The organism is Nonomuraea sp. NPDC023979 (assembly GCF_040639085.1).
GTDB lineage: Bacteria > Actinomycetota > Actinomycetes > Streptosporangiales > Streptosporangiaceae > Nonomuraea > Nonomuraea ceibae.
Genome location: NZ_JBEZZG010000005.1, coordinates 1 through 22,681 on the forward strand (window position 1 = coordinate 1; position 22,681 = coordinate 22,681).

Genomic DNA, 22,681 nt, shown 5'->3' on the forward strand with positions numbered 1-22,681 from the left:
CGCTGTCATCTGGCACAACTGGAACATCGGCGCACCCGTGAAACGATCCCTGATCGCCTACGATCACTAACCCAAATTTCACATCAGCGATCTAGCTAGCCGAGCAGGCCGCGGCGGTAGCCCTCGCCGACGGCGGCGGCGCGGTCGCGGACGCCGAGCTTGTCGTAGATGTGCAGCAGATGGGTCTTGATGCTGGCCTCGCTGATGAAGAGCTTGGCGGCAGCCTGGCGGTTGGTGGCGCCGTCGGCGACGAGGGTGAGGACCTGGAGTTCGCGGTCGGTGAGCGCGGCCTTGGCCGGTCGGCGTACCTGGCCCATCAGGCGGCCGGCGACCGAGGGGGACAGGACCGGCTCGCCCGCGGCGGCGGCGCGGACGGCGCGCAGGAGCTCGTCGGTGGGGGCGTCCTTGAGGAGGTAGCCGGTGGCGCCGGCTTCGATGGCGGGCAGGACGTCGGAGTCGCCGTCGAAGGTGGTCAGGACGAGGGCCTTGATGTGCGGGTGGGAGCGGCGCAGGGCGGTGATGGCGCTGACGCCGTCCATCTCGGGCATGCGCAGGTCCATGAGGACGATGTCCACGTCGAGGGCGGCGGCGCGTTCGAGTCCTTCGCGGCCGTTGGCGGCCTCGCCGGCGACGTCGATGTCCGGTTCGGCGTCGAAGGCCGCGCGCAGGCCGTCGCGGACGATGGGGTGGTCGTCCACGATGAGGAGGCGGATCATCGCCGATCCCCCTGGATGGCGGGGACGGTGGCGCTGACGGCGGTGCCCTCGCCGGGCGTGGTCTCGAATTCGAGGGAGCCGCCGACGCCGCGTACGCGTTGTCTCATGCTGCTGAGTCCGAATCCTTCGCTGTTGGGGTGGTGGATGCCGGTGCCGTTGTCGCGGATGTCGAGGAGCACGACCGGTCCGGTGTAGGAGAGGGTGAGGCCGGCGCGGGTGGCGCCCGAGTGCTTGGCGACGTTGGTGAGGGCTTCCTGCGCGACGCGGAACAGGGTCACCTCGATGGCGGGGCTGAGGGGGACGCGGTCGCCGGTGACCTCGACGTGGAGGTCGACGCCGGTGCTCTCGGACCAGCCGCGGGCCAGGGTGGTCATGGCCTCGGGCAGGTGGGCGTCCTCTAGCTGGTGGGGCTGGAGGGCGGAGACGGAGCGGCGCGCTTCGGTGAGGCTGTCCTGGGCGAGGGTGAGCGCACGGGCGATGTGGGCGTCGGAATCCTCGACGCGCTGGGCGGCGCGGAGCTGGGTGATGATGCCGGTGAGGCCCTGCGCGAGGGTGTCGTGGATCTCGCGCGCCATGCGCTGGCGCTCGTCGAGTATCCCGGCCTGGTGGGCCTGGGCCAGGAGCTGGGCGTGGAGGTCGGCGTTCTCCGCCATGGCGGTCTGCAGGTCGCTGGCGGCCTTCCGGTACTTGCGCTGCCGCTCCTCGATCTTGAGGCCGGCGATGGAGCCGCCGCCGATGGCGATGGTCTGCACGGCGATGATCACCAGGTAGAAGGCGATGAGCTGGAGGGTGGCCTGGCTCCAGTCGAGCGTCGACCCGTACAGGATGCAGGAGGTGGTGGCGACGGCGGCGAAGGTCCACCTGGAGGGCGCGAAGTGGGCGGCGAGGAAGAAGCCGGAGATGCAGTAGATGACGAAGATGGGGTCGTGGAAGGTCAGCAGCGCGGCGGTGGCCAGGACGCCGAGGAAGTGAACGGTGACGTAAATCCGGCGCCGGCGCACGGCGGCGGGGAGAAGGGTGCGGGTCCCGACGATCCAGGCGAGGGCCAGGGCGGCGAGCCCGAGGGTGCGGGCGATCCCGCCTGGAGGCTGGTCGGGGGAGGCCAGGCTGATGACGAGGGAGACGGCGAGGGTGACGTAGGGGACGATCTCGACGGCGTTCTCGAAGCGTCGTTCCCAAGGGGAGAGCGGGAAGGGGTCGTTCATCCGGAGCATGCCCTCCTCTCGGGAAACGTACGGATTTCAGCTGGTAGGGGCCGTTGAGGAAGAGCTTAGGCGCATGGGGATCAGGAAGGCGTAGCCGTACATGAGCAACCCGGTGGCGATCATGGCGATGATCGTGGGCCACTGCCACATCGACGGGAGATGAAGGGCGAGGAACCATGAGGGGCCCTCGACGCCGAAGATCTTCATGAACAGGGGCGCGACCCCCTGGGGGAACAGGGGAAGCCAGGCGATGAGGTGGCAGATCATGACGCCGATGCGGTGCTGGACGGGGAGGTCCGCGGTGGTGGGCTTGTCGGGCGTGGGCGCCGGGCCGTGCTTCATGAGGTTGAGCAACTCGATCCCGCGGGACTCGAGCCTGCGGTAGGCGATCCTGCCGAATCCCCACATGCTGAGGGCGCCGGTCAGCAGACCGGCGGCGATGCCGGCCAGCGGGTGATACAGGATGGCCCCGGCCGCGGGCAGGGCGGTGGTGGGGACCGCGATGAGCACGAGCCAGGCGATGCCGGTCTCGGCGGATTCGTCGGCGCCGGTGCTGAGCGGGTTGCCGCCGCGCTTGTGCGGGTCGGTGCCGGGGACCAGCGAGGTGACGCCGAGCAGGACGATGAGCCCGGCCCCGCCGCCGAGGAGGGCGGGGAGCAGGCCGAGCACCCACGGCCAGGCCCAGCTCTCGCCGCTGACGAGCGTGCCGGCCAGGGAGAGGAGCACCGCGGGCGGCCCGACGGCGAGGAGCCAGGCGAGCTGGCGTCCGCGGACGTCGGAGCGCTCCGCGCCCGGGGTCATGAGGGTGAGCCAGAGGGCGGTCCCGTCGGCGCCGTAGAGGTTGGCCGAGGACGAGGCGGCCATCACGATCGCGATGAGCCCGGTGAACGGGACCATGATCCACGCGTCGATGGCGAGAAGCAGGAGAGGCGTGACGATCGCGTAGGAGAAGGCGGTGGCGAGGAGCTGGATGCGGACGAGGTCGCGCCACCAGGCGCGCAGTTCCTTGGCGGCGGTGATCCGGGCGCCGCTGGTGGTGGCGGGGAGGGGCCGGGGCGTGCCGCGGCGGGACGGCACACCGCCGCGCACGGCTGAGACGACACGCCGCGACAGCAGCCGGGCCCAGACGGCCAGGAGGAGGCCGATCACGCCGGCGCCCGCGACGAGGATGGCGAGGGCGAGGGGCCACGAGGCTTCGACGGCGGCCACGCCCCATCCGGACGGCAGGACGCGGAAGACGGTCTCGAACCACGCGGCGGTGTCGGTGCCGCCCAGCGCCGCCGCGAGCGCCCAGCCGTTGCTGCACAGGGCGATGGCGGTGCCGATCAGCACGCCGACGGTGGTCGCCGTGAGCCGGGACCTGACGAACAGCCCGATGAGCGCCACGAAGACGCGGGAGATCATCACCATGGTGATCAGTGTGCTGACCGCGGCCACCAGGCCGACGAGCACTCCGACCGGGCCGAAGCGCCACCCGTACACGGGCAGGGACATCAGGGCGAGGAGGTTGACGGCGGGCGCGGGGCCGGCGAAGGCCCCGGCGAGCAGCGCCACCGCGACCTGGCGCGGCGTGGCCGGGAGCATGGAGAAGTACTCGGGGCGGAGAGCCTCGCTGCCGCCCCCGAAGAGGAGGGGGCCGAAGATCCAGCCGGAGAGCCAGCCGGCCAGCGTGAGAGGCAGGTAGGGGGGCCACAGGACGGCGACGGCGATCGTTCCGATGGCCAGGAGCACCCCGAGCGAAACGCCGGCGGTGAGGTTGGCGGCGTCGTCACCGCGCAGGGAGTTGCGCATGATCGCCAGCCGCATGCGGACCATGTGCTGGGCGGCCACCGGGGCCGGGGTCAGGAGGTGAGCCATGCCAGCCCCTCCGCTCCTCCGGTGCGGGCGCCGACGAGATCGACGAAGGCGTCGTCCAGGCTCCCGCCGCCGCGTACGTCGGCCAGCGGCCCGGCGGCCACGACGCGGCCGTCGGAGATGACGCCCACGTGGTCGCAGAGCTGTTCGACGAGGGCCATGACGTGGCTGGAGATGATCACCGAGCCGCCGTTGCCCGCGAACCTGCGCAGAATGGTCCTGATCGTGGCCGCGGAGACGGGGTCGACGGCCTCGAAGGGCTCGTCCAGGACGAGTAGGCGGGGCGCGTGCAGGAGGGCGATGGCCAGGCCGATCTTCTTGCGCATGCCGGTGGAGTACTCGATGACCAGCGTCCGCTCCGCGGAGTCCAGCTCCAGGACCCGGAGCAGCTCGTCGGCGCGCTCGGCGACGACGGCCGGCTCCATGCCCCGCAGCAGCCCGAGGTAGGTGAGGACCTCACGGCCGGTGAGCCGTTCCGGCATGGCGTTGCCGTCGGGCAGCACGCCGATCAGCTCCTTGGCGCGCACGGTGTCACGCCAGACGTCGACGCCGAAGATCTCGGCGCTGCCGGCGTCGGGGCGCAGCAGGCCGACGGACATGGCCAGGGTGGTGGTCTTGCCGGAGCCGTTGGGCCCGACCAGACCGTAGAACGATCCGGCGGGCACGGTGAGGTCGACGTCGTCGACGGCCACGTGGTCGCCGAAGACCTTGCGGAGTCCGGTGGTGCGGAGAGCGGGCTCCCGGGTGGTTGGCATGACTCGAGCTTCGCCCGGATGCCGGGGCGGCGGATCGTCCGGGCGGAGAGCGGGGTGGTGGATTCCGGCATCAACCGATCGGTTGATGCCGGGCCCGTTCACGGTGTGGCGCGGCCCCGGGCGACGTAGGCGGTCATGCCGGTGAAGTCGAGGGTGACGTGGTAGGGCTTGAAGAAGCTGTGCGAGAAGCTTGCGTGCACGTCGAAGCCCTCTCGGCCGAGCGCAGGCCGGTCGTCGGCGTAGCAGTAGACGTCGTGGGCGGCGGCGCTGCCGAGGCGGACCTCCTCCGGGTAGCAGGGATGGCTGACAACCGGCTGCCCGCCGGCGAAAGCCTCCACCGGGCGGTCGTGGTCGGTACGGATCCGCAACCGTTCGACCGTGTCCGCGGGCATGCTCACGGCCATCTCGCCGGTCCCGCCGAGGTTCAGGGCCACCACGCGCGGGCCGGAGCCGATGGCGCCGGTGATGCTGCCCCGGGTGAACAGCAGGTGCTCGGGGGCCAGCCACAGCGGCAGCGGCTCGGCGCCGGACCGTGCGGCGGCGGCGCGGGCCGCCCTGGCCGTTTCGGGGGTCCTGCGGCGCAGGATCAGCGACCGGCCGGCGTAGTCGACGGTGGTCAGGAAGTGGTACAGGATCCACGTGCCGATCAGTCCGTCGCCGATGCCCGGGCCGTCGTCGTCCGACCAGCCCACGGGGATGTTGCGCAGCTCGATGCCGCCCAGCCGGAAGGAGTCCAGGATCCCGGACCAGATCGTCATGGTCCTGCCCTCGTACTCCAGCTTGTCCTCGGTCACGGCGCGGATCCCGGCGTCCTCCGCCGCCTTCTGCGACACGCCCAGTTGCGCGACGCGCGTGTAGAACGACAGGTTGATCGGCGGTCCGCCGTTGAGCGACGCCTGCAGCATCGGCGCCGGGTCGAGCTGCCGCCACGGCACCCGGCCGACGTCGCCGTGGATCTGGTACGGCTCGCCGCGGAACGCCGCGAACAACGTGGCGTAGCCTTCCTCACCGGCGGCCCGCCATCGCGGCACGGCGAGAGAGAACTTGTCCTGCCGGGTGTAACAGTCGGCCAGGAAATGGTTGGCCTCCTTGTCGTCGGGCGCCAGCTCGACGGCTCTCCTGAGATATTTCTCCGCGTCTTGGAACTGGTTGGACAGCAGCGCGACATAACCGCGCCGGCGGGCCGCGTGCACATTCACCGGGTCTTTCTTCAGCATTTCCTCGTACGCGCGGCCGGCCCTTTCGAACTCCCCGGCCCGGAACAGCGCATCCGCGTCACCGCCGTCGGCCAGCGCCGGCGCCGCGCCGCCCGCCAGTGGCGCGGTCGCCGCAGCACCGGCCAGTACGGCGGCGCCCCGCAGCAGCGAACGCCGGTCCCATTCTCGGCCATTGCGCAAGGCATTCTCCTTTTTCGATTCAGGCCCCTTCACTATCGACCGGCCTTGTGCGCGCCGGGTCAGCGCCGTGTCATCGTCATGTCACGGCGCACGCGAAGCCGCACCGCTTGTAGCCTTGCGTCGTGACCGGCGAACTGTTGCGCGAACAGAGGGAGCTGCAGGCCGCGGCGGACGCCGCCTATGACGATCTGGGCCTGGCCGCGGCCCTCGGGAAGATCGGCGCGCCGGCGCGGGTGGGCAGCGCGGCGCTGGGCCTGATGGTCACCCGCGACCTCGACATCGACGTGACCTGCGCGGCACTCGACGAGCACACCATCGCGGACATCTCACGCCTCGGCGCAGGCCTCGTCCTGCACCCCCGGGTACGGCAGGTGCAGATCCGCGACGACACGGGCGCGTGGAACGTCGATCCGCTCTATCCCGACGGGGTCTATCTCGGCGTGCACTACCGGGCCCCGGACGGCAACGACTGGAACCTGGACGTGTGGTTCATCGACCAGCCCGACCGCCAGCCCAGCACCGTCCACCTGCGCACGCTGCGACCCCGCCTCACCGACGAGAGCAGGGCCGCGATCCTGCTGATCAAACGTGCCCTGGCGGCTCGGGGCGGGCCGCGTGTCAGCAGCTACGACATCTACACGGCGGTCCTGGACGACGGCGTCCGCACGCCCGACGAGTTCGACAGGCGCGGGACGGGCTCGCCTGGGCCGCGCTCTTAGGTCCGGGGGATGATCCGGAAGGACGGCCGGTCGTCCTCCATCTCCGCGTCGAGGGTCTTGTCGTCCAGGAACGAGGCGGCGCTCGGTTCGAGGTACACCCGTACGCCCTCCGCCTCGAGGATCTGATCCTCCGGGTGCGGGCCGCCCGAGACCGACAGCTCCAGAGATCTGTCGGAGCCGTTGGTGGAGGAGGCCGCGATGCGCAGCCCGGTGTCCGGCGGAGTTTCGGGTTGTGTGGTCAGATCGCGGATCGCCGCGACCGCGTCGGTGGTCAGCGTGAGCACGGCCACTCCTCCCGGGTTGTCCGCTCGCTACTGCTTCTGAAGCCCTGCCCGCACAGGAGAGCCCAATAACCCCAAGTGGGTGCAAATGGTGTCAATTACGACACGCGAGCCTGGGGCGCCCGCAGGTAGCGGGCCATGCGCCAGGGCCGGCACGGCGGGTGGGTGGTGCTGGCGACCGCCTTCCAATGGCGGTTCGCTGTCGCGGAGATGGAGACCACGCTGGCGGTGACAGCCGTCTATCTGGCCTGGATCAGGTGCGAAGGGCGGGCGGACACCCGGGAGATCGCCCTCGCCCTCCTGCTGGGGACGCTCATCGCCGCCGCGGCGGTCGGCTTCCTGTTCCTGTGAGGCCGGTCATCGTGCTGGGCTGACGACGTCGTCGCCGAAGACGGCCGCGAGGGCCCTGCCGATCAGGGCGGGCAGATCGGTCCGCCCGTCGTCCTCGGCCCAGCGCACCATCGCCGTGTGGAGGGCGGCCAGGCAGGCGCTCGCCGCCGCCTGGGCCCGGAACGCCGCGTCGGGGTCGGCGGGATCGTTCGCCAGGGCGCCGATGATGGCCTGCTGGAGGGCGTACTGGTTGTCCAGGTGCCTGGCCCGCAGGGCGGGCGTGGAGATCATGAGCTGGAGGCGGGCGAGCAGGAACTGCCGGTCCGCTGCCATGTCGTCGCCGGTCAGGGCCGTGGCGGCGTCGACGAGCGCGCCGCCGATGCGGCGGACCAGGGGCAGGCCGGCGGGCGACGCGGCGATCCGCTCGGCGATGAGCCTGCCGTGCTCGTCGACGAGCACGAGGTCTTCCTTGGTGGGGAAGTGCCGGTAGACGGTCATGGGCGAGACTCCGGCCGCGTCGGCGACGTCGTTCATGGTCGTGGCGTCGTAGCCGCGTTCGCTGAACAGCCGTATCGCGTGCCCCTGGATCGTGCGCCGCGTCTGGGCCCGTCGTCGTGCTCGCAGGGTTGAGTGCTGCTCCGGCATGTGTTAGACACTACCATCGTGATAGTCACTACCAAATCGGTAGTCGCTAACAGTCAGGAGTGGTGGACATGAGTGATCTCATCGGCAGGACGGCCCTGGTGACCGGCGCCTCGCGCGGCATCGGCCAGGCGATCGCGACCCGGCTGGCGGGCAGGGGAGCGATGGTGATCGTGCACTACGGCACGGACGCGGACGGCGCGACGGCGACGGCCGGCCGGATCGAGCGCGACGGCGGGACCGCTGTCACCGTCCGGGCCGAGCTGGGCGTGGACGGCGACGTCGACGAGCTCTTCGCGGGAGTCGAGGCCGTTCTGGCCGGGCGGCCCCTCGACATCGTGGTCAACAACGCGGCAGCGCAGCCGGCCGGTCCGCTCGGCGCCACGACGCGGGCCGAGTTCGACCACCTGTTCGCCGTGAACGTACGGGCGCCGTACTTCATCATCCAGCGCGCCCTGCCCCTGATGCGCGACGGCGGCCGGATCGTCACGATCTCGTCCGTCGCGACCCGCATGGCCAACCCCGCCCAGACGTCCTTCGCCATGACCAAGGGCGCGATCGAGACCATGAGCCTGACCCTGGCCAACGAGCTCGGCGTCCGGGGCATCACCGTGAACGCCGTCGCCCCCGGCGCCACCCGCACCCCCGCCAACGCGGCCGTCTTCGACGCGCCCGGCCTGGCCGGCTTCATCGCCGGATCCACGGCCCTCGACCGCCTCGGCAGCGCCGACGACGTCGCCGACGTGGTCGCCTTCCTCGCCTCCGACGCCGCCCGATGGATCACCGGCCAGGTCGTCGACGCCAGCGGCGGCCTGTTCCTGGGGCCGCGCGCCTGACCTCGCCGCGCCGGCCTCAGGCGCTTCCGGCCAGCATGAGGTTCATCAGCGGGCCGGCGAGCGCCGCCTTGCCTCGGCCGGGGAGGGCGGCCAGGCGAGCCGTCCGCGCGGGCAGCAGACGCAGGTCCTCCTCCGTCACCGTGCGGGCGACGGCCAGCGCCGCGGCGGGATGGTTGTCCAGGATGCTGTGCGCCAGCCCGTCGAAGGGCACGAGCACGCCGTGGGGAGTCAGCTCGCTGATCCGCTGCGCGACGGCCGGTATGGACCGCAGGTCCCTGGCTCCGGACACCACGGCGACAGGCCAGGTGAAGCTCCGCAGAGCGGCGGGCGCGTCGACGGGCTCACCGGTGAAGGCGGGGAACCGGCCGGCGATGGAGGCGTACGGCAGGGCGGGGTCCAGGGGCAGGCCGTCCGGCTTCAGCGCGTAGGCCTCACGGAAGTTGATCACCCCGGCGAGGTCGAACTCCATCACGTACGGGCGCACCCGGGTCGTCTCGCCGGTGACCAGGGCGGCCAGCCGGTCCCAGAGCCCGCGCCTGCCCTTGTCCACCGCCATGAGCAGCTTGGACAGCAGCGGAACCCCGCCGAGCTCGTAGGCGAGCGGGACCACGACGGCCGTGTCCTCGTCCGTGACCTTGCCCGACTCCACCAGGGCGCGCAGCGCCGCCGCCACGCCCCTGGTCTCGGGCTCGTCGCCGTCCCACAGCAGCCTTCGCAGGTACGCCCGGCAGAGGTCGAAGTCGTCGGCCGAGGCGTAGGTGGAGTCGAGCACCATGCCGGACACGCGCTCCGGGTGGGTGGCGCCGAGCACCTGCGCGAGATAGCCGCCGTAGGAGGTGCCGTAGACGACGGCCCGGTCCACGCCGCACGCGTCGAGCACCGCCACCAGGTCCTCGACCGCCGCCGTGACGGTGAGATCCTCCCACCGCAGATCCATGCCGGTACGGTCACGCCGGGAGAAGCCGACGCCCCGGTGCTCGACCATGATCACGTCGAATCCCCGGTGGGCGGCCAGGCGCCTGAGCCGGCGATACGGGACGACCGAGCCCAGCCCCGGCCCTCCCGGGATCACCAGCAGCGGCGTCGCCCCCCGCCGCCCCGCACGCACGTAGGCCAGATCGAGGCTGCCCCGCGGGACACGCCGGACGCCGTGGCGCCGATCAGAGCGGATCTTCATGGCCTCATGAAAGACCTTGACGTTACGTCAAGGTCAAGAGCCCCGCGCCCCGGGCTCAGGCGGGCGGGTCCGTGGGGCCGGTGAGGCCGTGGAGGAGCAGGTCGGCGACCAGGCGCATCCTCGACCCCGGCGCCCCCGAGCCGGCGTACGCGGGCCTGTACTCGGCCTCCGGCGTGGCCGACGGCCCCGACGTCGAACCCGGGACGTTCAACCTGGTCTCCTGGCCCGCGCGCTCGAGCGCGCCGACGTCCCCGACGCCCTGGCCGACTACGCCCGGCGGCGCCGGGCCCGCATCGCCAAGATGGTCAGGTCCGCCGCCGCCAACCGCGACGCCAAGATCGCCGGTCCCGTCGCCCGCCGGCTGCGCAACCTCCTCATGCCGGTGGCCCTACGGCACTTCTACGAACGCGGCACCTCCTGGCTGAACACCACGACGTCACCGCCTAGGGTCCGGGCGCTACTGCCGCCACTGCTCCGCCGGTGACACGCCGGGCAGGGGCTTGCCGATGAGGGCGAGCGGGAGGAAGAAGCAGACCTGGCCGATGGCCATGATGAGCGTGGCCAGAGCCTGGTCGTCGTAGTGCTCGGACGCCCTCGCGTACAGCTCGTCGGGGACGCGCTCGCCGGCCGGGTTCGGCGTGAGCACGGCTTCGACCAGCTCCAGCGCGACGCGCTCGGCGTCGGTGAAGTAGGGCGCGTCGCGCCAGGAGGCCACGGCGGTGATGCTCTCCTCGGCGGCGCCGGCCTTGCGGAGGTTGCCGGTGTGCAGGACCGTCAGGTACGTGCTGCCGGCGAGCTGACCGGCGCGCAGCTGGACCAGGCTGATGGTCGTCTGCGGGATCGTGCCGTTGCCGGTGGCCTTGTACAGGGCGCCGCCGATGTCCTTGAGCTCGGGGACGAGCACGGCGGGGTTCGGCAGACGCGACTGGGTGGTGGTCACGGGGTTGTCCCTTCTCGGTTCCAATGCTGGATCACTGCTGCACTGACGGAGCGCAGGGGACGAAGGTGACCGCTCGGCCCAAGAATGTGCGCGCCGCGGCCCCCGCCGCCACCCACCGGGCGTCACGAGGACAAGGGCGCTTTCACGATCGCCGGGATTCCCCCCTCGGCACAGCGGAACTAAAGTCGATCCAAAGCGGTCATCCGTAGCTTCATCCGCATGACTCTTCGACGCATCATCAGCATCGCCGCCGCCGGAGCGACCGCCGCCGCTCTGGGCCTCGCGATGGCGCCCGCCGCAAGCGCGGACGACGCCGGCGACTGCAACTACCGCTACGTCTGCTTCTACAGCGGCTCCGGCCAGACCGGCACGCTCAAGCTGGAGAAGGCGGGCAACTGGAGCGGCAACGTCTCGGGCATCCGCTCCTTCTTCAACAACGGCGAGTCCGAGCCGAACGGCGCCGACCACGTCATCGTCACCTACCAGTACTACACCGACAGCGGCAGCGGCCCCGAGCTCAGCAGCAAGCAGCGCAAGTGCCTGCACTACGGCCTCGCCGACGCCGGCTCGATGCCGGGCGGCTGGCGCAACTGGGGCTCGGTGGTCACCAACATCGAGTGGGTGAACCGCTGGCACAGCCTGTGCGGCGGCTGATCAGCCATCTGGGGGATGCAGGCGAGACCCCGCCGGCAGGCGCCGGCGGGGTCTCGCCCAATCGCTCTACCGGCCCTGGTCAGGGGCGGTGAACGAGATCCACACGTCCGGAGGGACGGCCGCGGGCTCCTCCTTCCACGCGTCACCGGCGATCTCCGTGGCGACGCGACGCCAGAACGCCGCGCCCGCCGTGTTGGCCTCCTGGAAGGCGATCCTCCAAGGCCCCGGATGCCGGGAGATCACGTCTCGCACGACTTCCATCCCGACCCCGGAACGGCGCGCGCCGCGTACCACGAAGAAGCTGTTGAGCACGCGCGCCGGGCCGGACAGCGCGCGCACGAACGCGAACCCGACGGGCCGGTCCCCGCTGGTGAACAGGTACGCCGTCCACTCGTCGTCCTCGAGCGCCGTGCGCAGCCGGTCGCTGTGATAGGTGCCGTCGGGGCTGGGCAGCCCGCCCTGGAAGTCCGCCATGTCGTGGCGGAACATGAGCCAGAGGCGTTCGATGATGGGGCGGTCCGCGGCGTTGATGGGCCGCACGGTTGCCTTGATAGTGGTCATACATAGACCTTCCGGCCGGAATCAACATCCGACCGGAAAGCAGACACTAGCAGATTCGATCATGGCCCGCCCACCGCGGCCGGACCATGACGGACGTGCCTTGGGGGAGATCGGGGCTGGTGCTGGTGATCCCGCCCTGCCTGCTCCTCGTCCCCGGCATGAGCCACCTGCGCGGCACCCGTACGCCGAGGAGAACGTCATGACTGCACGCGAAGCGGCCGGACGGCGACAGAATCGGCGGAGAGCGTCACCTCGATGGTGATGCGGGGATTGTCCGGCCGGGGGAGCCGAAGCCCGCGCTCGAACTCCTCTTCGTCGTCCGGCATCGCCTTTGGCTGGATCGTGACCTTGACCTTGCCGGTCTCCTCATCCGTGTGCGAGGTCATCGTGGCCACCTCGGGCCGGGAACGGAGCCAGCTGACGACCGTGTCGTGGGCCTGCTGGAGGTCGGCGGACGAGAATCCCTTGCCGCCGATCAGCGTGACCTCCGTGGGAAGGGTCCTGGCCAGCTCGATCGCGCGAGCCGGGACGCGCCCCTTGAAGCCGATGCGCAGCCCTCGGTGGTCGTCGACGTACCTGATGCCGGAGAGCTCGCCGGGGAACTCCTTGTGGAGCTTGTCGAGCACCCGGTTGTTGGCCGTCTGTGAGCCGAAGCGGTCGATGGCCTCCTCGTAGGAGATGCCCTGCGATCTGGCGACGTTCACGAGGTCGGCCAGTTCGGCGTAGGGGATGCCGTCGATCGTCACGTCCGGCTCGGTCACCGCGGGGTCGTACCCGTCGAAGTCCGTCGGCCTGGGCGACGAGGTGGCGGCCAGCCGGGTCGCGTACCGTTTGACGACCTCCTCCAGGGGCCGGCCCGACGACGCCGCCTCTCGTTCGAGCCGTTCCAGAGTGGGCCGATGCGGTGCGGGCTGATCGGCCCTCGGTAACACGATCGTCTCGGTCCCGGCCGCCGTGGGCGCCGCGCCGGCACCGGGTTGACCGCAGGCGCACAACGCCGCGAGCAACGCGATGACGGTCCAACGTGATCCCTTCATATCTGAGGGACGCGCCGACGGCCTGAAGGGTTCATCCGGTCAGGGGTGCGAGTGGATCTCGTCGTGTGCCTCTTCGAGCGAGGATCCCGACAGGAGCGCCGCGATCCCGCCGGTGAAGTTGGCGCACGCGAAGAGGTCCTCGTGCGGGCAGGCCAGGCCGTGCGCGATGGCGGTGCGCGCCACCTGGGCCTGGGCGATCCGCCGGTCCAGCTCGGCGAGCTTGCGCCGGTAGAGCTCGCGCCATCCGTCGTCGGACGGTGCGCGTGACGCGACGAACGCCCTGATCTCCCGCAGCGTGAAGCCGGCGTCGCGCAGCAGCAGGACCACGCCGACCAGCTCGACCGCCGACGGCGGGTAACGCCGCCGGCCCGAGATCCGGGCCGGCGCCGGCAGGAGGCCGAACTCCTCCCAGTAGCGCAGGGCGGAGGTGGCGACACCCGTGCGGCTCGCCAGCTCGCCGATCGTCAACTGCTCGCCCATTGACTTCAAGCATACTTGAAGCCATTGACTGGCGATCATGCGAACAGCGGATACGTCTTTCAAGCAGCGCGTGATCAGATACCTGGTGGGCCAGGCCCATCGCCCCCGAGGCGTCGTCGGGTGGGCGACGAGCTGGATGTTCGCCCTTCGCCCCTCCAACCGGCAGCGCAACAGGTGGGCGGTGTCGCTGCTGGACGTGCGGCCCACCGACCGGGTGCTGGAGATCGGGTTCGGTCCCGGCATCGCCATCGCCGAGCTCGCCCGCCGGGCCACCCACGGCCAGGTCTTCGGCGTCGACCACTCCCTGACCATGGTCCGGCAGGCCGCCCGCCGCAACGCCGCCGCCGTCCGCGCCCGCCGGGTGCGCCTCACACAGGCCTCCGTGGAGCGGCTGCCGAGCTTCGGCGACCCGCTCGACGCCGTCCTCGCCGTCAACTCCGCGGGGTTCTGGCCGAACCCGGTGGAGCGGCTCGCCGAGCTGCGCCGCCTGCTCCGCCCCGGAGGCCGCATCGCGCTCGTCAGCCAGCCGCGCAGCCCGGGCGCCAACCGGGACACCACGGCCCGGGCCGCCCAGGAGCTCCAGGACCTGCTCACCCAGGCCGGCTTCACCCGCCTCCGGGTCGAGACCCTCGACCTCGACCCGCCCGTCGCCTGCGTGCTCGCCGACAACCCGGCCGGCGCCGGCCGTCACCCATGACGGCCGCGGCCCGCCGTACGAGGTGGACCAGGGGAGGGACGCCGTGCGGGCGGATGGTCCGCCACTCCACGCCCGAGACCGCGCCCAGCTCGTGATCGCCGCCTACCGGTCCGGCCTCGCCACGGTCACCGCGGAGTGAGAAACCCGGAGATTCAGAGAAACGTCCCTGTCGGATCGGGCCGGGGCTGTTCGTTGAAGGTGTGAGAGGGCGCCCACGAGGGATGTCCCCAGGGCCGAGGAAGAGAAGGATGACGAGCATGAAGCTGACGACCATCACGAACGTATCCGTCGACGGCGTGATGCAGGGACTCGGGCAGTCGGACGAGGACCGCAGGGGCGGGTTCGAGCGCGGCGGCTGGGCCCTGCCGTTGTTCGACGGTGAGGCCGAGGCGTTCCTCGGGCAGATCTACCAGCGCGCCGACGCGTTCCTGTTCGGCCGGCGGACGTACGAGATCTTCGCCGGTTCCTGGGGCGTGATGCCGGATCCGGAGAGCAACCCCATCGGCGGCCCCCTGCACGCGCGGCCCAAGTACGTGGCCTCCGCCACGCTCACCGACCCGGGATGGGCGGGCACGACCGTCCTGTCCGGCGACGCCGTGGACGCCGTGCGGGAGCTGAAGGCCGAGCGGGACGGTGAGCTGCAGGTGCACGGCAGCGGTGCGCTGGTCCGCCGGCTGCTCGACGAGGGCCTGGTCGACGAGATCACCCTGTTCACCTATCCCGTGGTCGTCGGCCAGGGCACGCGGCTGTTCCCCGCCACGGGCCCGGACCTGGCGCTGGACCTGGTCGGCTTCCGGGCGTTCGCGAGCGGCATCACGTGCCAGGTCTACCGCCCTGCCGGGCGCCCGCGGTACGCCGGCCCGGACCTCGCGTCATAGCCGCCCCTCGTACGACCGACCGTCACGCAGGAGATGACCTGAGATGCAGTACCTGGTTTCCGTGATCGACGACAGGACCGCCTCGGCCACGCCGGACGAGATGTCCGCCATCAACGCGTTCAACGACCGGCTGGTGGCCGAGGGCCACTGGGTGTTCGCCGGCGGCCTGGCCTCGCCCGGCACGGCCACCGTGATCGACAACCGGGGCGGGGAGGCGATGCTCACCGACGGGCCCTTCCTGGAGTCGAAGGAGTACCTCGCCGGCCTCTGGATCATCAGGGCTCCCGACCTCGACGTGGCGCTCAAGCTCGCCGCCGAGGGGTCCAAGGCGTGCAACCGGAGGGTCGAGGTACGGCCGTTCCTGGGCGGGTGACCGTGGCCGGCGTCCGTGAGGCGATCACCAGGGCCCACCACGAGGAGTGGTCGCGCGTGGTGGCCGCGCTGGCCAGGCGGTTCGGGGACCTCGATGTCGCCGAGGAGGCGGCGGCGGAGGCGTTCGCGGCCGCTGTCGAGCGGTGGCCGGCCGACGGCGTGCCTCCCAGCCCTGGCGCCTGGCTGGCCACCACGGCCGGCCGCAAGGCCATCGACCGGGTCCGGCGCGAGAGCAAGCGCGCGGACAAGCAGAAGGAGGCCCAGCTGTTGTACGACGACGACCCGGCCGAGCCTCTCGGAGCCATCGACGACGACCGGCTCCGGCTGATCTTCACCTGCTGTCATCCGGCGCTCGCGATGGAGTCCCGCGTGGCGCTGACGCTGCGACTGGTCGGCGGCCTGACCGTCGCCCAGATCGCCCGTGCCTTCCTGGTGCGGGAGACCGCGATGGGGCAGCGGATCACCCGGGCCAAGGCCAAGATCAAGGCGGCTCGCATCCCCTACCGGGTGCCGTCCGCCGAGGACCTGCCGGCACGCGTCTCCGGCGTGCTCGCCGTCCTCTTCCTCGTCTTCAACGAGGGCTACCTGGCGACCGGCCCCGACACCGATCCCGTACGCCCCGACCTGACCGCCGAGGCGATCCGGCTCGGCCGCCTGCTCCGCACCTTCATGCCGGAGGACGGCGAGGTGGCCGGGCTGCTGGCGCTGATGCTCCTCACCGAGGCGCGCCGCACCGCCCGGGTCTCGGCGGGCGGCGAGCTGGTCGCCCTCGACGAGCAGGACCGGGGGGCCTGGGACGCGGCGCTGATCGCCGAGGGCCATCAGCTGGTGCGCGAGCGTCTCGCCGCTGCCGCCGCCGGGGCGGCTCCGGGCCGCTACCAGATCCTCGCGGCGATCAACGCCGTGCACACCTCCGCCAGGGACGTGCGCGACACCGACTGGTCGCAGGTCGTCGCCCTGTACGACCAGCTCGTCCGCCTCGACCCCTCGCCGGTCGTCGCCCTCAACCGGGCCATCGCGGTCGCCGAGCTCGACGGCCCGGAGGTGGCGCTGGCGGCCGTCAACCGTCTTGAGCCCGAGCTGGCCGGCTACCACGCCTACCACGCGACCCGCGCCGACCTGCTGCGCCGGCTGGGCCGGGGCCGGGAGTCGCGCGCGGCGTACGACAGGGCCATCGAGCTGGCGGGCAACACCGCCGAGACCGCGGCCCTGACCCGCCGCCGCGACCGGCTCCGGTAGCGCCCGCGGGCGCTGTGCCGGCGCCTGGAGATCCGGCCCGTTTTCTGGCGGACATTCTACGTTAACCATCTGTTGTGACATCCGACGTTGGACGTAGGATGTCTTCTCCCCCAGCTACTCCAGCCAGAAGGGCGAAGACATGCACGATGGCTATCCCCCGGAGAGCCGTACCGGGCGCTTCCTGCGGCGCCGGGCGGGCGCCGTGATGGCGCTCGCAGGCTTACTCGTCGGCGCGTTCGCCGCGCCGGCCGCCGCGACCGGCGACAGCGCGCCGTTCGTGGACGAGCAGGTGATCTACAACCGGGGCGACTCCGGCTACAGCTGCTTCCGGATCCCCGCCGTGGTGCGGGCGGCGAACGGCATGGTCCTGGCGTTCGCCGAGGGGAGGGTGAAGGACTGCGGCGACGACGAGGACATCGACCTCGTGCTGCGCCGTTCCGCCGACGGCGGCCGGACCTGGGGACCGATCCAGGTGATCTCGGAGGGCAACGGCACGACCCACGGCAACCCGGTGCCGATCGTCGACGGGCGCACCGGCCGGGTCGTGCTCGTGAGCACCCGCAACGGCGCCGAGCCGTGCCCGAACGGCTGTGACCGCGACCCGTGGGTCCAGTTCAGCGACGACCACGGGGCCACCTGGTCGGCCGCCAGGGAGATGACCGAGGGCAAGCGCCCGGAGTGGAACTTCTGGTACGCCACCGGCCCGATGCACGGCATCCAGCTCACCTCCGGCCCGCACGCCGGCCGGCTGGTCGTCGGGGCCAGCTTCGAGAGCTGGGACCGCGTCGGCAAGCACGTGTACGGCACCCACCTGCTCTACAGCGACGACAGCGGGGTGACCTGGAACATCGGCGCCGAGACGGCCCGCGACGACGGCACGGTCATCGCCCAGGAGGTCACCGTCGTCGAGCTCGCCGACGGGCGGATCTACGCCTCGGCCCGCGAGCGCGGCACCGACGAGGGCAGCCGGGCGTACGCGACCAGCAGCGACGGCGGCAGGACGTGGGACGCGCCGTTCCGCACCGTGCCGGCGCTGGCGACGACCGACGTCCAGGGGTCGCTGCTGCGCTTCGACGACGAGCGCATCCTCTTCTCCTCGCCGATGCACCCGGGCGCCCGGGAGGCGATGGGCATCAAGTCGTCCTACGACGAGGCCCGCAGCTTCGAGACGTGGGACGAGGGCAAGGTCTTCCACTGGGGACCGTCGGCGTACTCGGACATGGTGCGGCTGGACGGTGACGAGGCGGCCCTGATGTACGAGGCGGGCAGCGTCTCGCCGTACGAGCAGATCCGGTTCGCGCGGTTCAACGAGGCGTACCTGGAGACGCCGAACGGCACCCCGCCCGGCATCCCCGGCCCGCCGGAGCCCGGCCCGACGACGCCGGACACCTCGCCGCACCGCAACGCGGCGTACGTCCGGGGCGGCGCGCAGCCCGCCGACGGGCGCTTCGGCGGCGGGCTGGCCCTGGACCGGGTGGACGACCGGGTGGAGGTGGCCTTCGACGACTCCATCGACCTGGGCGGCAAGGACTTCACGCTGACCACCTGGGTCCGCTACACGGAGAAGACCGGCTCGCACGCGATCCTCTGGTTCCACCGGGTGGACCGGGGCACCAACCCGCCGGGGCTGTGGCTGCGGGCCGAGCCTGCCAGCAACCGCATCCGGGCGGTGCTCTCCGTCGACCGGTACGACGTGACCGTCCAGTCGCCGAGCGCGTACAACGACGGGCAGTGGCACTTCGTGGCGCTCCAGCGGGCCGGCGGCGAGCTGCGGCTCATGGTGGACGGCGTGCAGGTGTCGGCGGCGGCGGCGCCGGCCGGCTCGCTGACTCTCGGCAAGGAGTTCGGGATCGGCGGAATCCACGTCGGCCAGCGGATGGACGGCGCGGACCGCTTCCGCGGGACGCTGGACGAGCTGCGGGTCTACCGCCGCGCCCTCAGCGGCACGGAGCTGGACCTGATCCGCGAGCGGAACCTGCCGATCGGCGGCCGGCTCGGGCTGCGGCTCCCGTTCGACCACGTGAACTGAGAAAACGAGTCATCGCCCCGCGCAGGACATCCCATGTCCTGCGCGGGTGGTGAACGACCGAGGCTCATCCGGTGGCCAGGCCGTGCAGTCGTCGTAAACTTTCCGTACCGCCTGGCCGTCCGGGACCGAGAGGTGGGATGTTCGACCACAACGTCTTCCGAGCCTGGAGGCAGCATGCCTGCGCGTGACGGCGCGTCGCTTCAGGAGCGCATCGTCGCCCTGATCCACGAACGCGGGCTGGCCCCCGGATCGCCGATGCCGACCGAGGTGCAGCTGATGGAGCTGCTCGGCGCGAGCCGCAACAGCGTCCGCGAGGCCGTACGGGCGCTGCGGGCCCTGGGCATCGTCGAGATCCGGCACGGCCACGGGACGTTCGTCGGGCACGCGTCGCTCGACGTGCTGACGCCGTCGCTCGCCTTCCAGGTGCGCTCGGGGCCGGGCGGCGGGATCGACGCGCTGCGCGATCTGGTCGAGGTCCGCGAGCTGCTGGAGACGGGGCTGATCGGCCAGGTGGCCCGCACCGCCAGCGCCGCCCGGCTCGCCGCGCTGGACGCCCTGGTGAACGGCATGGACCGCGACCGGGAGGCCGATCGGGCCTTCCACGCGCTGCTGTACGAGTCGAGCGGCAACGAGCTGGTGCTGCAGCTGATCGGCCTGTTCTGGGACGTCTACCACGAGGTCGAGCCGACGCTCGGCCCGCCGGAGGAGCGGACCGAGGAGATCGTCGTCAACCATCGCCGGATCGTGACGGCGCTCCGGGCGCGGGACGCCGAGGCCGCCCGGGAGGCGATGCGGCTGCACTTCCGCGACGTGAAGGCGCGCATCGCGCGGGCGAAGGCGCCGCCGTCACCCGCGCCGACCTGACCCCCAAGGCCGCCCGCCGCCCCGCCGCCGGGCGATTCAGCGGATAGCTCGACGAAACGCGAGTCGTCTTCCCCTCCCGCCGTCGATCGTGACCGGGCCGCCGGGCGTCCCGACGGTCAGCTCGGAGCCCGAGATCGTGACCTCGGGGGCGGCGGCGCCCGGCACGATCAGGGTCAGGACGTCGGCCGCCTCCGCCGACTCCACGGTGACGGTCCCGGCGGTGCGCAGATAGCCGGGCGAGACCGTCCCGGTGCGCAGCCGCAGGCCATCGGCGGGGAACTGCAGGAGCGTCACCCGCCAGTCCCCGTCGCCCAGCACCACCGCGCCGCCGGTCCGGGAGACGAGCGTGAGCGCGGGATCGAAGTGCCACAGGCTGCGCAGGGACCTGGCGGGCACGCTGTCGTGCACGGCCAGCAGGTCCGGCGCGTGGCTGACCAGGACCCGCCTGGTTCTGGGCACCCCGTAGGCGTCGTCGGACAGCTCGAAGCACTGGCGGGCGGGCCCGATCGACGACTCCAGGAGATGGGTGCGCGTGCCCGGCCGGAAGACACCGGTGACGACGGGCACGTTGTGCGCCTCCGGCGAGCGCGTCCAGTCCACGTACGGAGTCCGCTCGTAGGAGTGGAAACCGGCCTCCACCAGGATCCGGTGCCCCTGGGCGCTGTAGGTGACGCCCAGGTGGTCCTCGTGCCCGTGCAGCGCGCGTCCCGGCCCGAACCGGATCGAGTAGTAGGCCGACTCTGGATCGTTCCAGGCCGTGCGGCCGAAGACGTACCCGGCGTCGAACACCCGCACCACCGGCCCCTCCTGCGCGAACCCGGTCGCGCGGGCGTCGGCCGGGCTGTCCCCGATGGGGACGAGGCGGCCGTCGGGCTGGGTGGCGTGGGCCACGTACGCCTCCAGCGCGGACCTCCTGGCCACCAGCCGCGGGGGCGGTTCGGCGCCGCTCTCCCTGATGGCCCGCAGCGCCACGCCGAGCCGCCGGTGCACGTACAGGCCGTAGCGGGGAGCCTGCTCGTGCAGCGCGCCCTGGTCGTCGACGGCGAGCTCGGCGGAGGCGGTCATCCTGTGTATGGCGAGGTCCCGCCACTTCGCCCGGCCGAGGCGGCAGCCGACGACCAGGAGCGCGATGTCCTGGTCGAGGCCGTGGTTGTGGCCCGCGCGGTAGAGCGCCGGATCGGCCAGGACCTCGCCGTGCTCGGCCAGGCAGTCCAGGAGCCACCGGGCCCGGACGTGCTCGCTCAGGCAGACGAGCACCGGGGCGCGCAACGCCACCGGATGCTCGGCCCAGGCCCACGGGCTGACCCCGCGGCCGCCGCGCGGGTTCGCCCGCGCCCACTGCCCGGCCAGGTCGGTGGCCCGTCGCAGGTACGCCGCTTCCCCCGAACGCTCGTACTCGGCGATCAGGCGGCCCGCCCAGCGCAACGCGTGCAGGTTCAGCGCCCAAGAGCGGTTGCCGTGCGGGTTCGCCGTCCAGTCGACGACCGCGCCGAGATCGACCGGCGGCTGCCCGGCGAACGTGACGCGCCCGAGCATCACCTCCTCCACGTTGCTCAGCGGGAACTGGTCGCTCAGGCAGATGGCCTTGCCTGAGGTCGTGCGGGCATGCCAGAACACGTCATGGCTCCTGATTTCGGGCACGCGGCAGCCACGCGCCGCGCGGGGATGAGTCAGCGGGGGCCTTGGTCCGTCCAGCCGGCCACCAGGACGATCTCGGAACGTCCCGCCCGGTCGTCCGTGCTCGACAGCACCTGCGAGGTGGCCGGGTCGATGATCAGCGTGCGCCGGGCGCCCGACGGCAGCCCGAAGGAGAACGCCGCACCGCGACGCCCGCGCGCGTCCGCACGCTCGCCCAGGTAGCGGACGCCGGGCAGGTCGGCGAGCGCGCGGTAGGCGGCGGCGCGGACCTGCGGCGGCGACGGCTTGGTCCAGAGCAGCCCGCCGAGCGCGTCGGCGAGCAGCCCCGCGTCCGGCAGCATCGCGGCCACCCGCTCCCGCAGCGCCGCCGGGTCGGCCGGCAGGTCCCGGATCTGCGCGTACGTCATGGCCCGCCCCGCCATGCTGAACGGTGACCCGCCCTCGACCCGGGTCACCCGGCCGCCCTCCGAGATCCACGCCCGGCCGTCCCTGGTCGCCCAGAGCTCGGTCTCCCTCGTGCCGTCGCGCAGCTTCCTGACGTGCCAGTACGTGCCCTCCGCCGACGTGGACGCCGCCGTGGTGGCCGCCGCGAGCAGGATCGACCGGCCGGGCAGCGGCTGCTCGGGCGCGCCAGGGACGATCAGGAACAGCGCGAGCGCCGCCGCCACGACCGGGACCGCCAGCCACGGCAGCCGCCTGCGCCTGCGCCGGGCCGCCAGCTGCCGCCACACCCTGGCCTGGGCCTGCGGGTCCGGGCGAGGCTCGCCGTACAGATCGCGTACGAGGTCATCCACGGTCGGCCACCCCGCCCAGCCGGGCCCGCAGCTTCTTCCTCGCCCGGTTCAGGCGGGAACCGACGGTGCCGTACGGGATGCCGAGCGCGTTGGCGACCTCCTCGTGGCTCAGCCCGGCCAGGGCGACCAGCAGCAGCGCGTCGCGGTCACGCAGAGCCAGCTCGGCCAGGGCGGCGGCCAGCTCCGGGCGCAGGCTCTGGGCGCTGACGCGGACGGCCACGGAGTCCTCGTGCCCCGGGGAGTCGGCCTCGGGACCGAGCCGGCCCAGGGCGCGCAGGGTGCGGGCCTCCAGGCGGCGGTGCTTGCCGATGAGGTTCGTGGCGATGCCGTACAGCCAGGCCCGGACGCTCGCGCGGTCCGGGTCGTACTGCGCCCGCTTGCGGTACGCCGTGAAGAACGTCTCCGCGACGATGTCCTCGGCGTGGTCCTGGCCGAGCCGCTGGGCGACGTACGTGTGGATCTCCCCGTAGTACGTGCCGAACACCTCCTCGAACCGTTCAGCGTCGAGCGCCCCTCGCGCGCGGGCCGCCCAGGGCACAGGGGTCAGGATGGCCTCCGCCGTCATGTGCTGCCTTCCGATGCATCA

General features: G+C 72.1%; 27 protein-coding genes. 11 read left to right on the top strand and 16 right to left on the bottom strand.

What is annotated here, in order from left to right; genetic code table 11:
* Positions 1 to 95 precede the first annotated feature (95 nt).
* The 5 genes from AB0G11_RS11555 to AB0G11_RS11575 all read right to left on the bottom strand — a co-directional run bounded on the left by AB0G11_RS11555 (position 96) and on the right by AB0G11_RS11575 (position 5,927).
* Positions 96 to 716: a response regulator transcription factor gene (locus AB0G11_RS11555; RefSeq protein WP_219502830.1), complete on the bottom strand. Its 621-nt coding sequence runs from the start codon at positions 714 to 716 to the stop codon at positions 96 to 98.
* A complete protein-coding gene (locus AB0G11_RS11560; RefSeq protein ID WP_357585434.1) occupies positions 713 to 1,921 on the bottom strand; it encodes a sensor histidine kinase in 1,209 nt (402 codons plus the stop codon). The genes AB0G11_RS11555 and AB0G11_RS11560 overlap by 4 nt, the downstream gene beginning before the upstream one ends.
* A 36-nt stretch (positions 1,922 to 1,957) precedes the next feature.
* The gene (locus tag AB0G11_RS11565; protein WP_357585436.1) at positions 1,958 to 3,778 is read right to left on the bottom strand and encodes a hypothetical protein; all 1,821 of its coding nucleotides are present in this window, start codon (positions 3,776 to 3,778) and stop codon (positions 1,958 to 1,960) included.
* Positions 3,763 to 4,530 (bottom strand): ABC transporter ATP-binding protein, encoded by a 768-nt coding sequence (locus AB0G11_RS11570; protein WP_219502821.1) that lies wholly within the window; start codon positions 4,528 to 4,530, stop codon positions 3,763 to 3,765. Before AB0G11_RS11570 ends, AB0G11_RS11565 begins: the two co-directional genes overlap by 16 nt.
* 98 nt (positions 4,531 to 4,628) lie before the next feature.
* Entirely contained in the window at positions 4,629 to 5,927 is a 1,299-nt protein-coding gene (locus AB0G11_RS11575; RefSeq protein ID WP_357585438.1) for a tetratricopeptide repeat protein, read from the bottom strand.
* A 122-nt stretch (positions 5,928 to 6,049) separates the two neighbouring features.
* Here AB0G11_RS11575 and AB0G11_RS11580 point away from each other — a divergent pair, with 122 nt between their 5' ends.
* Positions 6,050 to 6,646, top strand: coding sequence for a hypothetical protein (locus AB0G11_RS11580; RefSeq protein WP_219502817.1), 597 nt, complete (start codon positions 6,050 to 6,052; stop codon positions 6,644 to 6,646).
* On the opposite strand, the gene AB0G11_RS11585 is transcribed toward AB0G11_RS11580, so the two are convergent.
* Positions 6,643 to 6,930: a Fe-S cluster assembly protein HesB gene (locus AB0G11_RS11585; protein ID WP_219502815.1), complete on the bottom strand. Its 288-nt coding sequence runs from the start codon at positions 6,928 to 6,930 to the stop codon at positions 6,643 to 6,645. The two genes, AB0G11_RS11580 and AB0G11_RS11585, sit on opposite strands and share 4 nt — an antisense overlap.
* Before the next feature lie 135 nt (positions 6,931 to 7,065).
* Here AB0G11_RS11585 and AB0G11_RS11590 point away from each other — a divergent pair, with 135 nt between their 5' ends.
* Complete coding sequence (locus AB0G11_RS11590) at positions 7,066 to 7,278, top strand: hypothetical protein (RefSeq protein ID WP_357585440.1); 213 nt, start codon at positions 7,066 to 7,068, stop codon at positions 7,276 to 7,278.
* A 6-nt stretch (positions 7,279 to 7,284) separates the two neighbouring features.
* Here the strand turns inward: AB0G11_RS11590 and AB0G11_RS11595 are convergent, their stop codons facing one another.
* On the bottom strand, positions 7,285 to 7,902 hold the full coding sequence (locus tag AB0G11_RS11595) for a helix-turn-helix domain-containing protein (protein WP_357585442.1): 618 nt from the start codon (positions 7,900 to 7,902) through the stop codon (positions 7,285 to 7,287).
* A 68-nt stretch (positions 7,903 to 7,970) separates the two neighbouring features.
* On the opposite strand from AB0G11_RS11595, the gene AB0G11_RS11600 reads away from it, so the two are divergent.
* Positions 7,971 to 8,735 (top strand): SDR family oxidoreductase, encoded by a 765-nt coding sequence (locus tag AB0G11_RS11600; protein ID WP_219502807.1) that lies wholly within the window; start codon positions 7,971 to 7,973, stop codon positions 8,733 to 8,735.
* Positions 8,736 to 8,751: 16 nt separating this feature from the next.
* Here the strand turns inward: AB0G11_RS11600 and AB0G11_RS11605 are convergent, their stop codons facing one another.
* Together AB0G11_RS11605 and AB0G11_RS11610 are read right to left on the bottom strand one after the other, a co-directional pair.
* Positions 8,752 to 9,912 carry an alpha/beta fold hydrolase gene (locus tag AB0G11_RS11605; RefSeq protein ID WP_357585444.1) on the bottom strand — a complete coding sequence of 387 codons (1,161 nt, stop codon included), beginning with the start codon at positions 9,910 to 9,912 and terminating at the stop codon, positions 8,752 to 8,754.
* A gap of 55 nt (positions 9,913 to 9,967) precedes the next feature.
* Positions 9,968 to 10,123 (bottom strand): hypothetical protein, encoded by a 156-nt coding sequence (locus AB0G11_RS11610; RefSeq protein WP_357585446.1) that lies wholly within the window; start codon positions 10,121 to 10,123, stop codon positions 9,968 to 9,970.
* Positions 10,124 to 10,213: 90 nt separating this feature from the next.
* On the opposite strand from AB0G11_RS11610, the gene AB0G11_RS11615 reads away from it, so the two are divergent.
* Positions 10,214 to 10,396, top strand: coding sequence for a hypothetical protein (locus AB0G11_RS11615; RefSeq protein WP_357585448.1), 183 nt, complete (start codon positions 10,214 to 10,216; stop codon positions 10,394 to 10,396).
* Here the strand turns inward: AB0G11_RS11615 and AB0G11_RS11620 are convergent.
* Positions 10,370 to 10,852 (bottom strand): carboxymuconolactone decarboxylase family protein, encoded by a 483-nt coding sequence (locus AB0G11_RS11620; protein ID WP_308125683.1) that lies wholly within the window; start codon positions 10,850 to 10,852, stop codon positions 10,370 to 10,372. The genes AB0G11_RS11615 and AB0G11_RS11620 overlap by 27 nt on opposite strands.
* 219 nt (positions 10,853 to 11,071) lie before the next feature.
* Between AB0G11_RS11620 and AB0G11_RS11625 the strand changes: the two genes are divergently transcribed.
* Positions 11,072 to 11,506 carry a hypothetical protein gene (locus tag AB0G11_RS11625; protein ID WP_357585450.1) on the top strand — a complete coding sequence of 145 codons (435 nt, stop codon included), beginning with the start codon at positions 11,072 to 11,074 and terminating at the stop codon, positions 11,504 to 11,506.
* 66 nt (positions 11,507 to 11,572) lie between these two features.
* Here the strand turns inward: AB0G11_RS11625 and AB0G11_RS11630 are convergent, their stop codons facing one another.
* The 3 genes from AB0G11_RS11630 to AB0G11_RS11640 all read right to left on the bottom strand — a co-directional run bounded on the left by AB0G11_RS11630 (position 11,573) and on the right by AB0G11_RS11640 (position 13,584).
* Positions 11,573 to 12,067 carry a GNAT family N-acetyltransferase gene (locus AB0G11_RS11630; protein ID WP_246644403.1) on the bottom strand — a complete coding sequence of 165 codons (495 nt, stop codon included), beginning with the start codon at positions 12,065 to 12,067 and terminating at the stop codon, positions 11,573 to 11,575.
* Positions 12,068 to 12,264: 197 nt separating this feature from the next.
* Positions 12,265 to 12,999 (bottom strand): hypothetical protein, encoded by a 735-nt coding sequence (locus AB0G11_RS11635; RefSeq protein ID WP_357585452.1) that lies wholly within the window; start codon positions 12,997 to 12,999, stop codon positions 12,265 to 12,267.
* Positions 13,000 to 13,143: 144 nt separating this feature from the next.
* A complete protein-coding gene (locus AB0G11_RS11640) occupies positions 13,144 to 13,584 on the bottom strand; it encodes a MerR family transcriptional regulator (protein WP_357585454.1) in 441 nt (146 codons plus the stop codon).
* Between the two features lie 70 nt (positions 13,585 to 13,654).
* On the opposite strand from AB0G11_RS11640, the gene AB0G11_RS11645 reads away from it, so the two are divergent.
* From AB0G11_RS11645 to AB0G11_RS11670, 6 genes are all read left to right on the top strand, one after another.
* Positions 13,655 to 14,281 (top strand): methyltransferase domain-containing protein, encoded by a 627-nt coding sequence (locus AB0G11_RS11645; RefSeq protein WP_357585456.1) that lies wholly within the window; start codon positions 13,655 to 13,657, stop codon positions 14,279 to 14,281.
* Positions 14,282 to 14,538: 257 nt separating this feature from the next.
* Entirely contained in the window at positions 14,539 to 15,159 is a 621-nt protein-coding gene (locus AB0G11_RS11650) for a dihydrofolate reductase family protein (RefSeq protein ID WP_219502789.1), read from the top strand.
* Positions 15,160 to 15,202: 43 nt separating this feature from the next.
* Entirely contained in the window at positions 15,203 to 15,532 is a 330-nt protein-coding gene (locus AB0G11_RS11655) for a YciI family protein (protein ID WP_357585458.1), read from the top strand.
* Complete coding sequence (locus tag AB0G11_RS11660) at positions 15,529 to 16,770, top strand: DUF6596 domain-containing protein (protein WP_219502783.1); 1,242 nt, start codon at positions 15,529 to 15,531, stop codon at positions 16,768 to 16,770. Before AB0G11_RS11655 ends, AB0G11_RS11660 begins: the two co-directional genes overlap by 4 nt.
* Before the next feature lie 139 nt (positions 16,771 to 16,909).
* Positions 16,910 to 18,799, top strand: a complete 1,890-nt coding sequence (locus AB0G11_RS11665; protein ID WP_357585460.1) for a sialidase family protein — start codon at positions 16,910 to 16,912, stop codon at positions 18,797 to 18,799.
* A 174-nt stretch (positions 18,800 to 18,973) separates the two neighbouring features.
* A complete protein-coding gene (locus AB0G11_RS11670; RefSeq protein WP_219502776.1) occupies positions 18,974 to 19,663 on the top strand; it encodes an FCD domain-containing protein in 690 nt (229 codons plus the stop codon).
* Between the two features lie 36 nt (positions 19,664 to 19,699).
* Here AB0G11_RS11670 and AB0G11_RS11675 read toward each other — a convergent pair whose 3' ends face one another.
* The 3 genes from AB0G11_RS11675 to AB0G11_RS11685 are packed head-to-tail and all read right to left on the bottom strand — an operon-like array spanning position 19,700 to position 22,660.
* A complete protein-coding gene (locus tag AB0G11_RS11675; RefSeq protein WP_357585462.1) occupies positions 19,700 to 21,280 on the bottom strand; it encodes a heparinase II/III family protein in 1,581 nt (526 codons plus the stop codon).
* A gap of 53 nt (positions 21,281 to 21,333) precedes the next feature.
* Positions 21,334 to 22,095 carry a CU044_5270 family protein gene (locus AB0G11_RS11680; RefSeq protein WP_219502773.1) on the bottom strand — a complete coding sequence of 254 codons (762 nt, stop codon included), beginning with the start codon at positions 22,093 to 22,095 and terminating at the stop codon, positions 21,334 to 21,336.
* Complete coding sequence (locus AB0G11_RS11685; RefSeq protein WP_219502770.1) at positions 22,088 to 22,660, bottom strand: RNA polymerase sigma factor; 573 nt, start codon at positions 22,658 to 22,660, stop codon at positions 22,088 to 22,090. The genes AB0G11_RS11680 and AB0G11_RS11685 overlap by 8 nt, the downstream gene beginning before the upstream one ends.
* Positions 22,661 to 22,681: the final 21 nt, after the last annotated feature.

What these genes read in the sequence shown, in the direction of transcription:
- AB0G11_RS11555 (WP_219502830.1), bottom strand. Translation starts at nt 716, where the DNA reads ATGATCCGCCTCCTCATCGTGGACGACCACCCCATCGTCCGCGACGGC.
- AB0G11_RS11560 (WP_357585434.1), bottom strand. Translation starts at nt 1,921, where the DNA reads ATGAACGACCCCTTCCCGCTCTCCCCTTGGGAACGACGCTTCGAGAAC.
- AB0G11_RS11565 (WP_357585436.1), bottom strand. Translation starts at nt 3,778, where the DNA reads ATGGCTCACCTCCTGACCCCGGCCCCGGTGGCCGCCCAGCACATGGTC.
- AB0G11_RS11570 (WP_219502821.1), bottom strand. Translation starts at nt 4,530, where the DNA reads ATGCCAACCACCCGGGAGCCCGCTCTCCGCACCACCGGACTCCGCAAG.
- AB0G11_RS11590 (WP_357585440.1), top strand. Translation starts at nt 7,066, where the DNA reads ATGCGCCAGGGCCGGCACGGCGGGTGGGTGGTGCTGGCGACCGCCTTC.
- AB0G11_RS11595 (WP_357585442.1), bottom strand. Translation starts at nt 7,902, where the DNA reads ATGCCGGAGCAGCACTCAACCCTGCGAGCACGACGACGGGCCCAGACG.
- AB0G11_RS11600 (WP_219502807.1), top strand. Translation starts at nt 7,971, where the DNA reads ATGAGTGATCTCATCGGCAGGACGGCCCTGGTGACCGGCGCCTCGCGC.
- AB0G11_RS11605 (WP_357585444.1), bottom strand. Translation starts at nt 9,912, where the DNA reads ATGAAGATCCGCTCTGATCGGCGCCACGGCGTCCGGCGTGTCCCGCGG.
- AB0G11_RS11615 (WP_357585448.1), top strand. Translation starts at nt 10,214, where the DNA reads ATGGTCAGGTCCGCCGCCGCCAACCGCGACGCCAAGATCGCCGGTCCC.
- AB0G11_RS11625 (WP_357585450.1), top strand. Translation starts at nt 11,072, where the DNA reads ATGACTCTTCGACGCATCATCAGCATCGCCGCCGCCGGAGCGACCGCC.
- AB0G11_RS11630 (WP_246644403.1), bottom strand. Translation starts at nt 12,067, where the DNA reads ATGACCACTATCAAGGCAACCGTGCGGCCCATCAACGCCGCGGACCGC.
- AB0G11_RS11640 (WP_357585454.1), bottom strand. Translation starts at nt 13,584, where the DNA reads ATGGGCGAGCAGTTGACGATCGGCGAGCTGGCGAGCCGCACGGGTGTC.
- AB0G11_RS11650 (WP_219502789.1), top strand. Translation starts at nt 14,539, where the DNA reads ATGAAGCTGACGACCATCACGAACGTATCCGTCGACGGCGTGATGCAG.
- AB0G11_RS11655 (WP_357585458.1), top strand. Translation starts at nt 15,203, where the DNA reads ATGCAGTACCTGGTTTCCGTGATCGACGACAGGACCGCCTCGGCCACG.
- AB0G11_RS11665 (WP_357585460.1), top strand. Translation starts at nt 16,910, where the DNA reads ATGCACGATGGCTATCCCCCGGAGAGCCGTACCGGGCGCTTCCTGCGG.
- AB0G11_RS11670 (WP_219502776.1), top strand. Translation starts at nt 18,974, where the DNA reads ATGCCTGCGCGTGACGGCGCGTCGCTTCAGGAGCGCATCGTCGCCCTG.
- AB0G11_RS11685 (WP_219502770.1), bottom strand. Translation starts at nt 22,660, where the DNA reads ATGACGGCGGAGGCCATCCTGACCCCTGTGCCCTGGGCGGCCCGCGCG.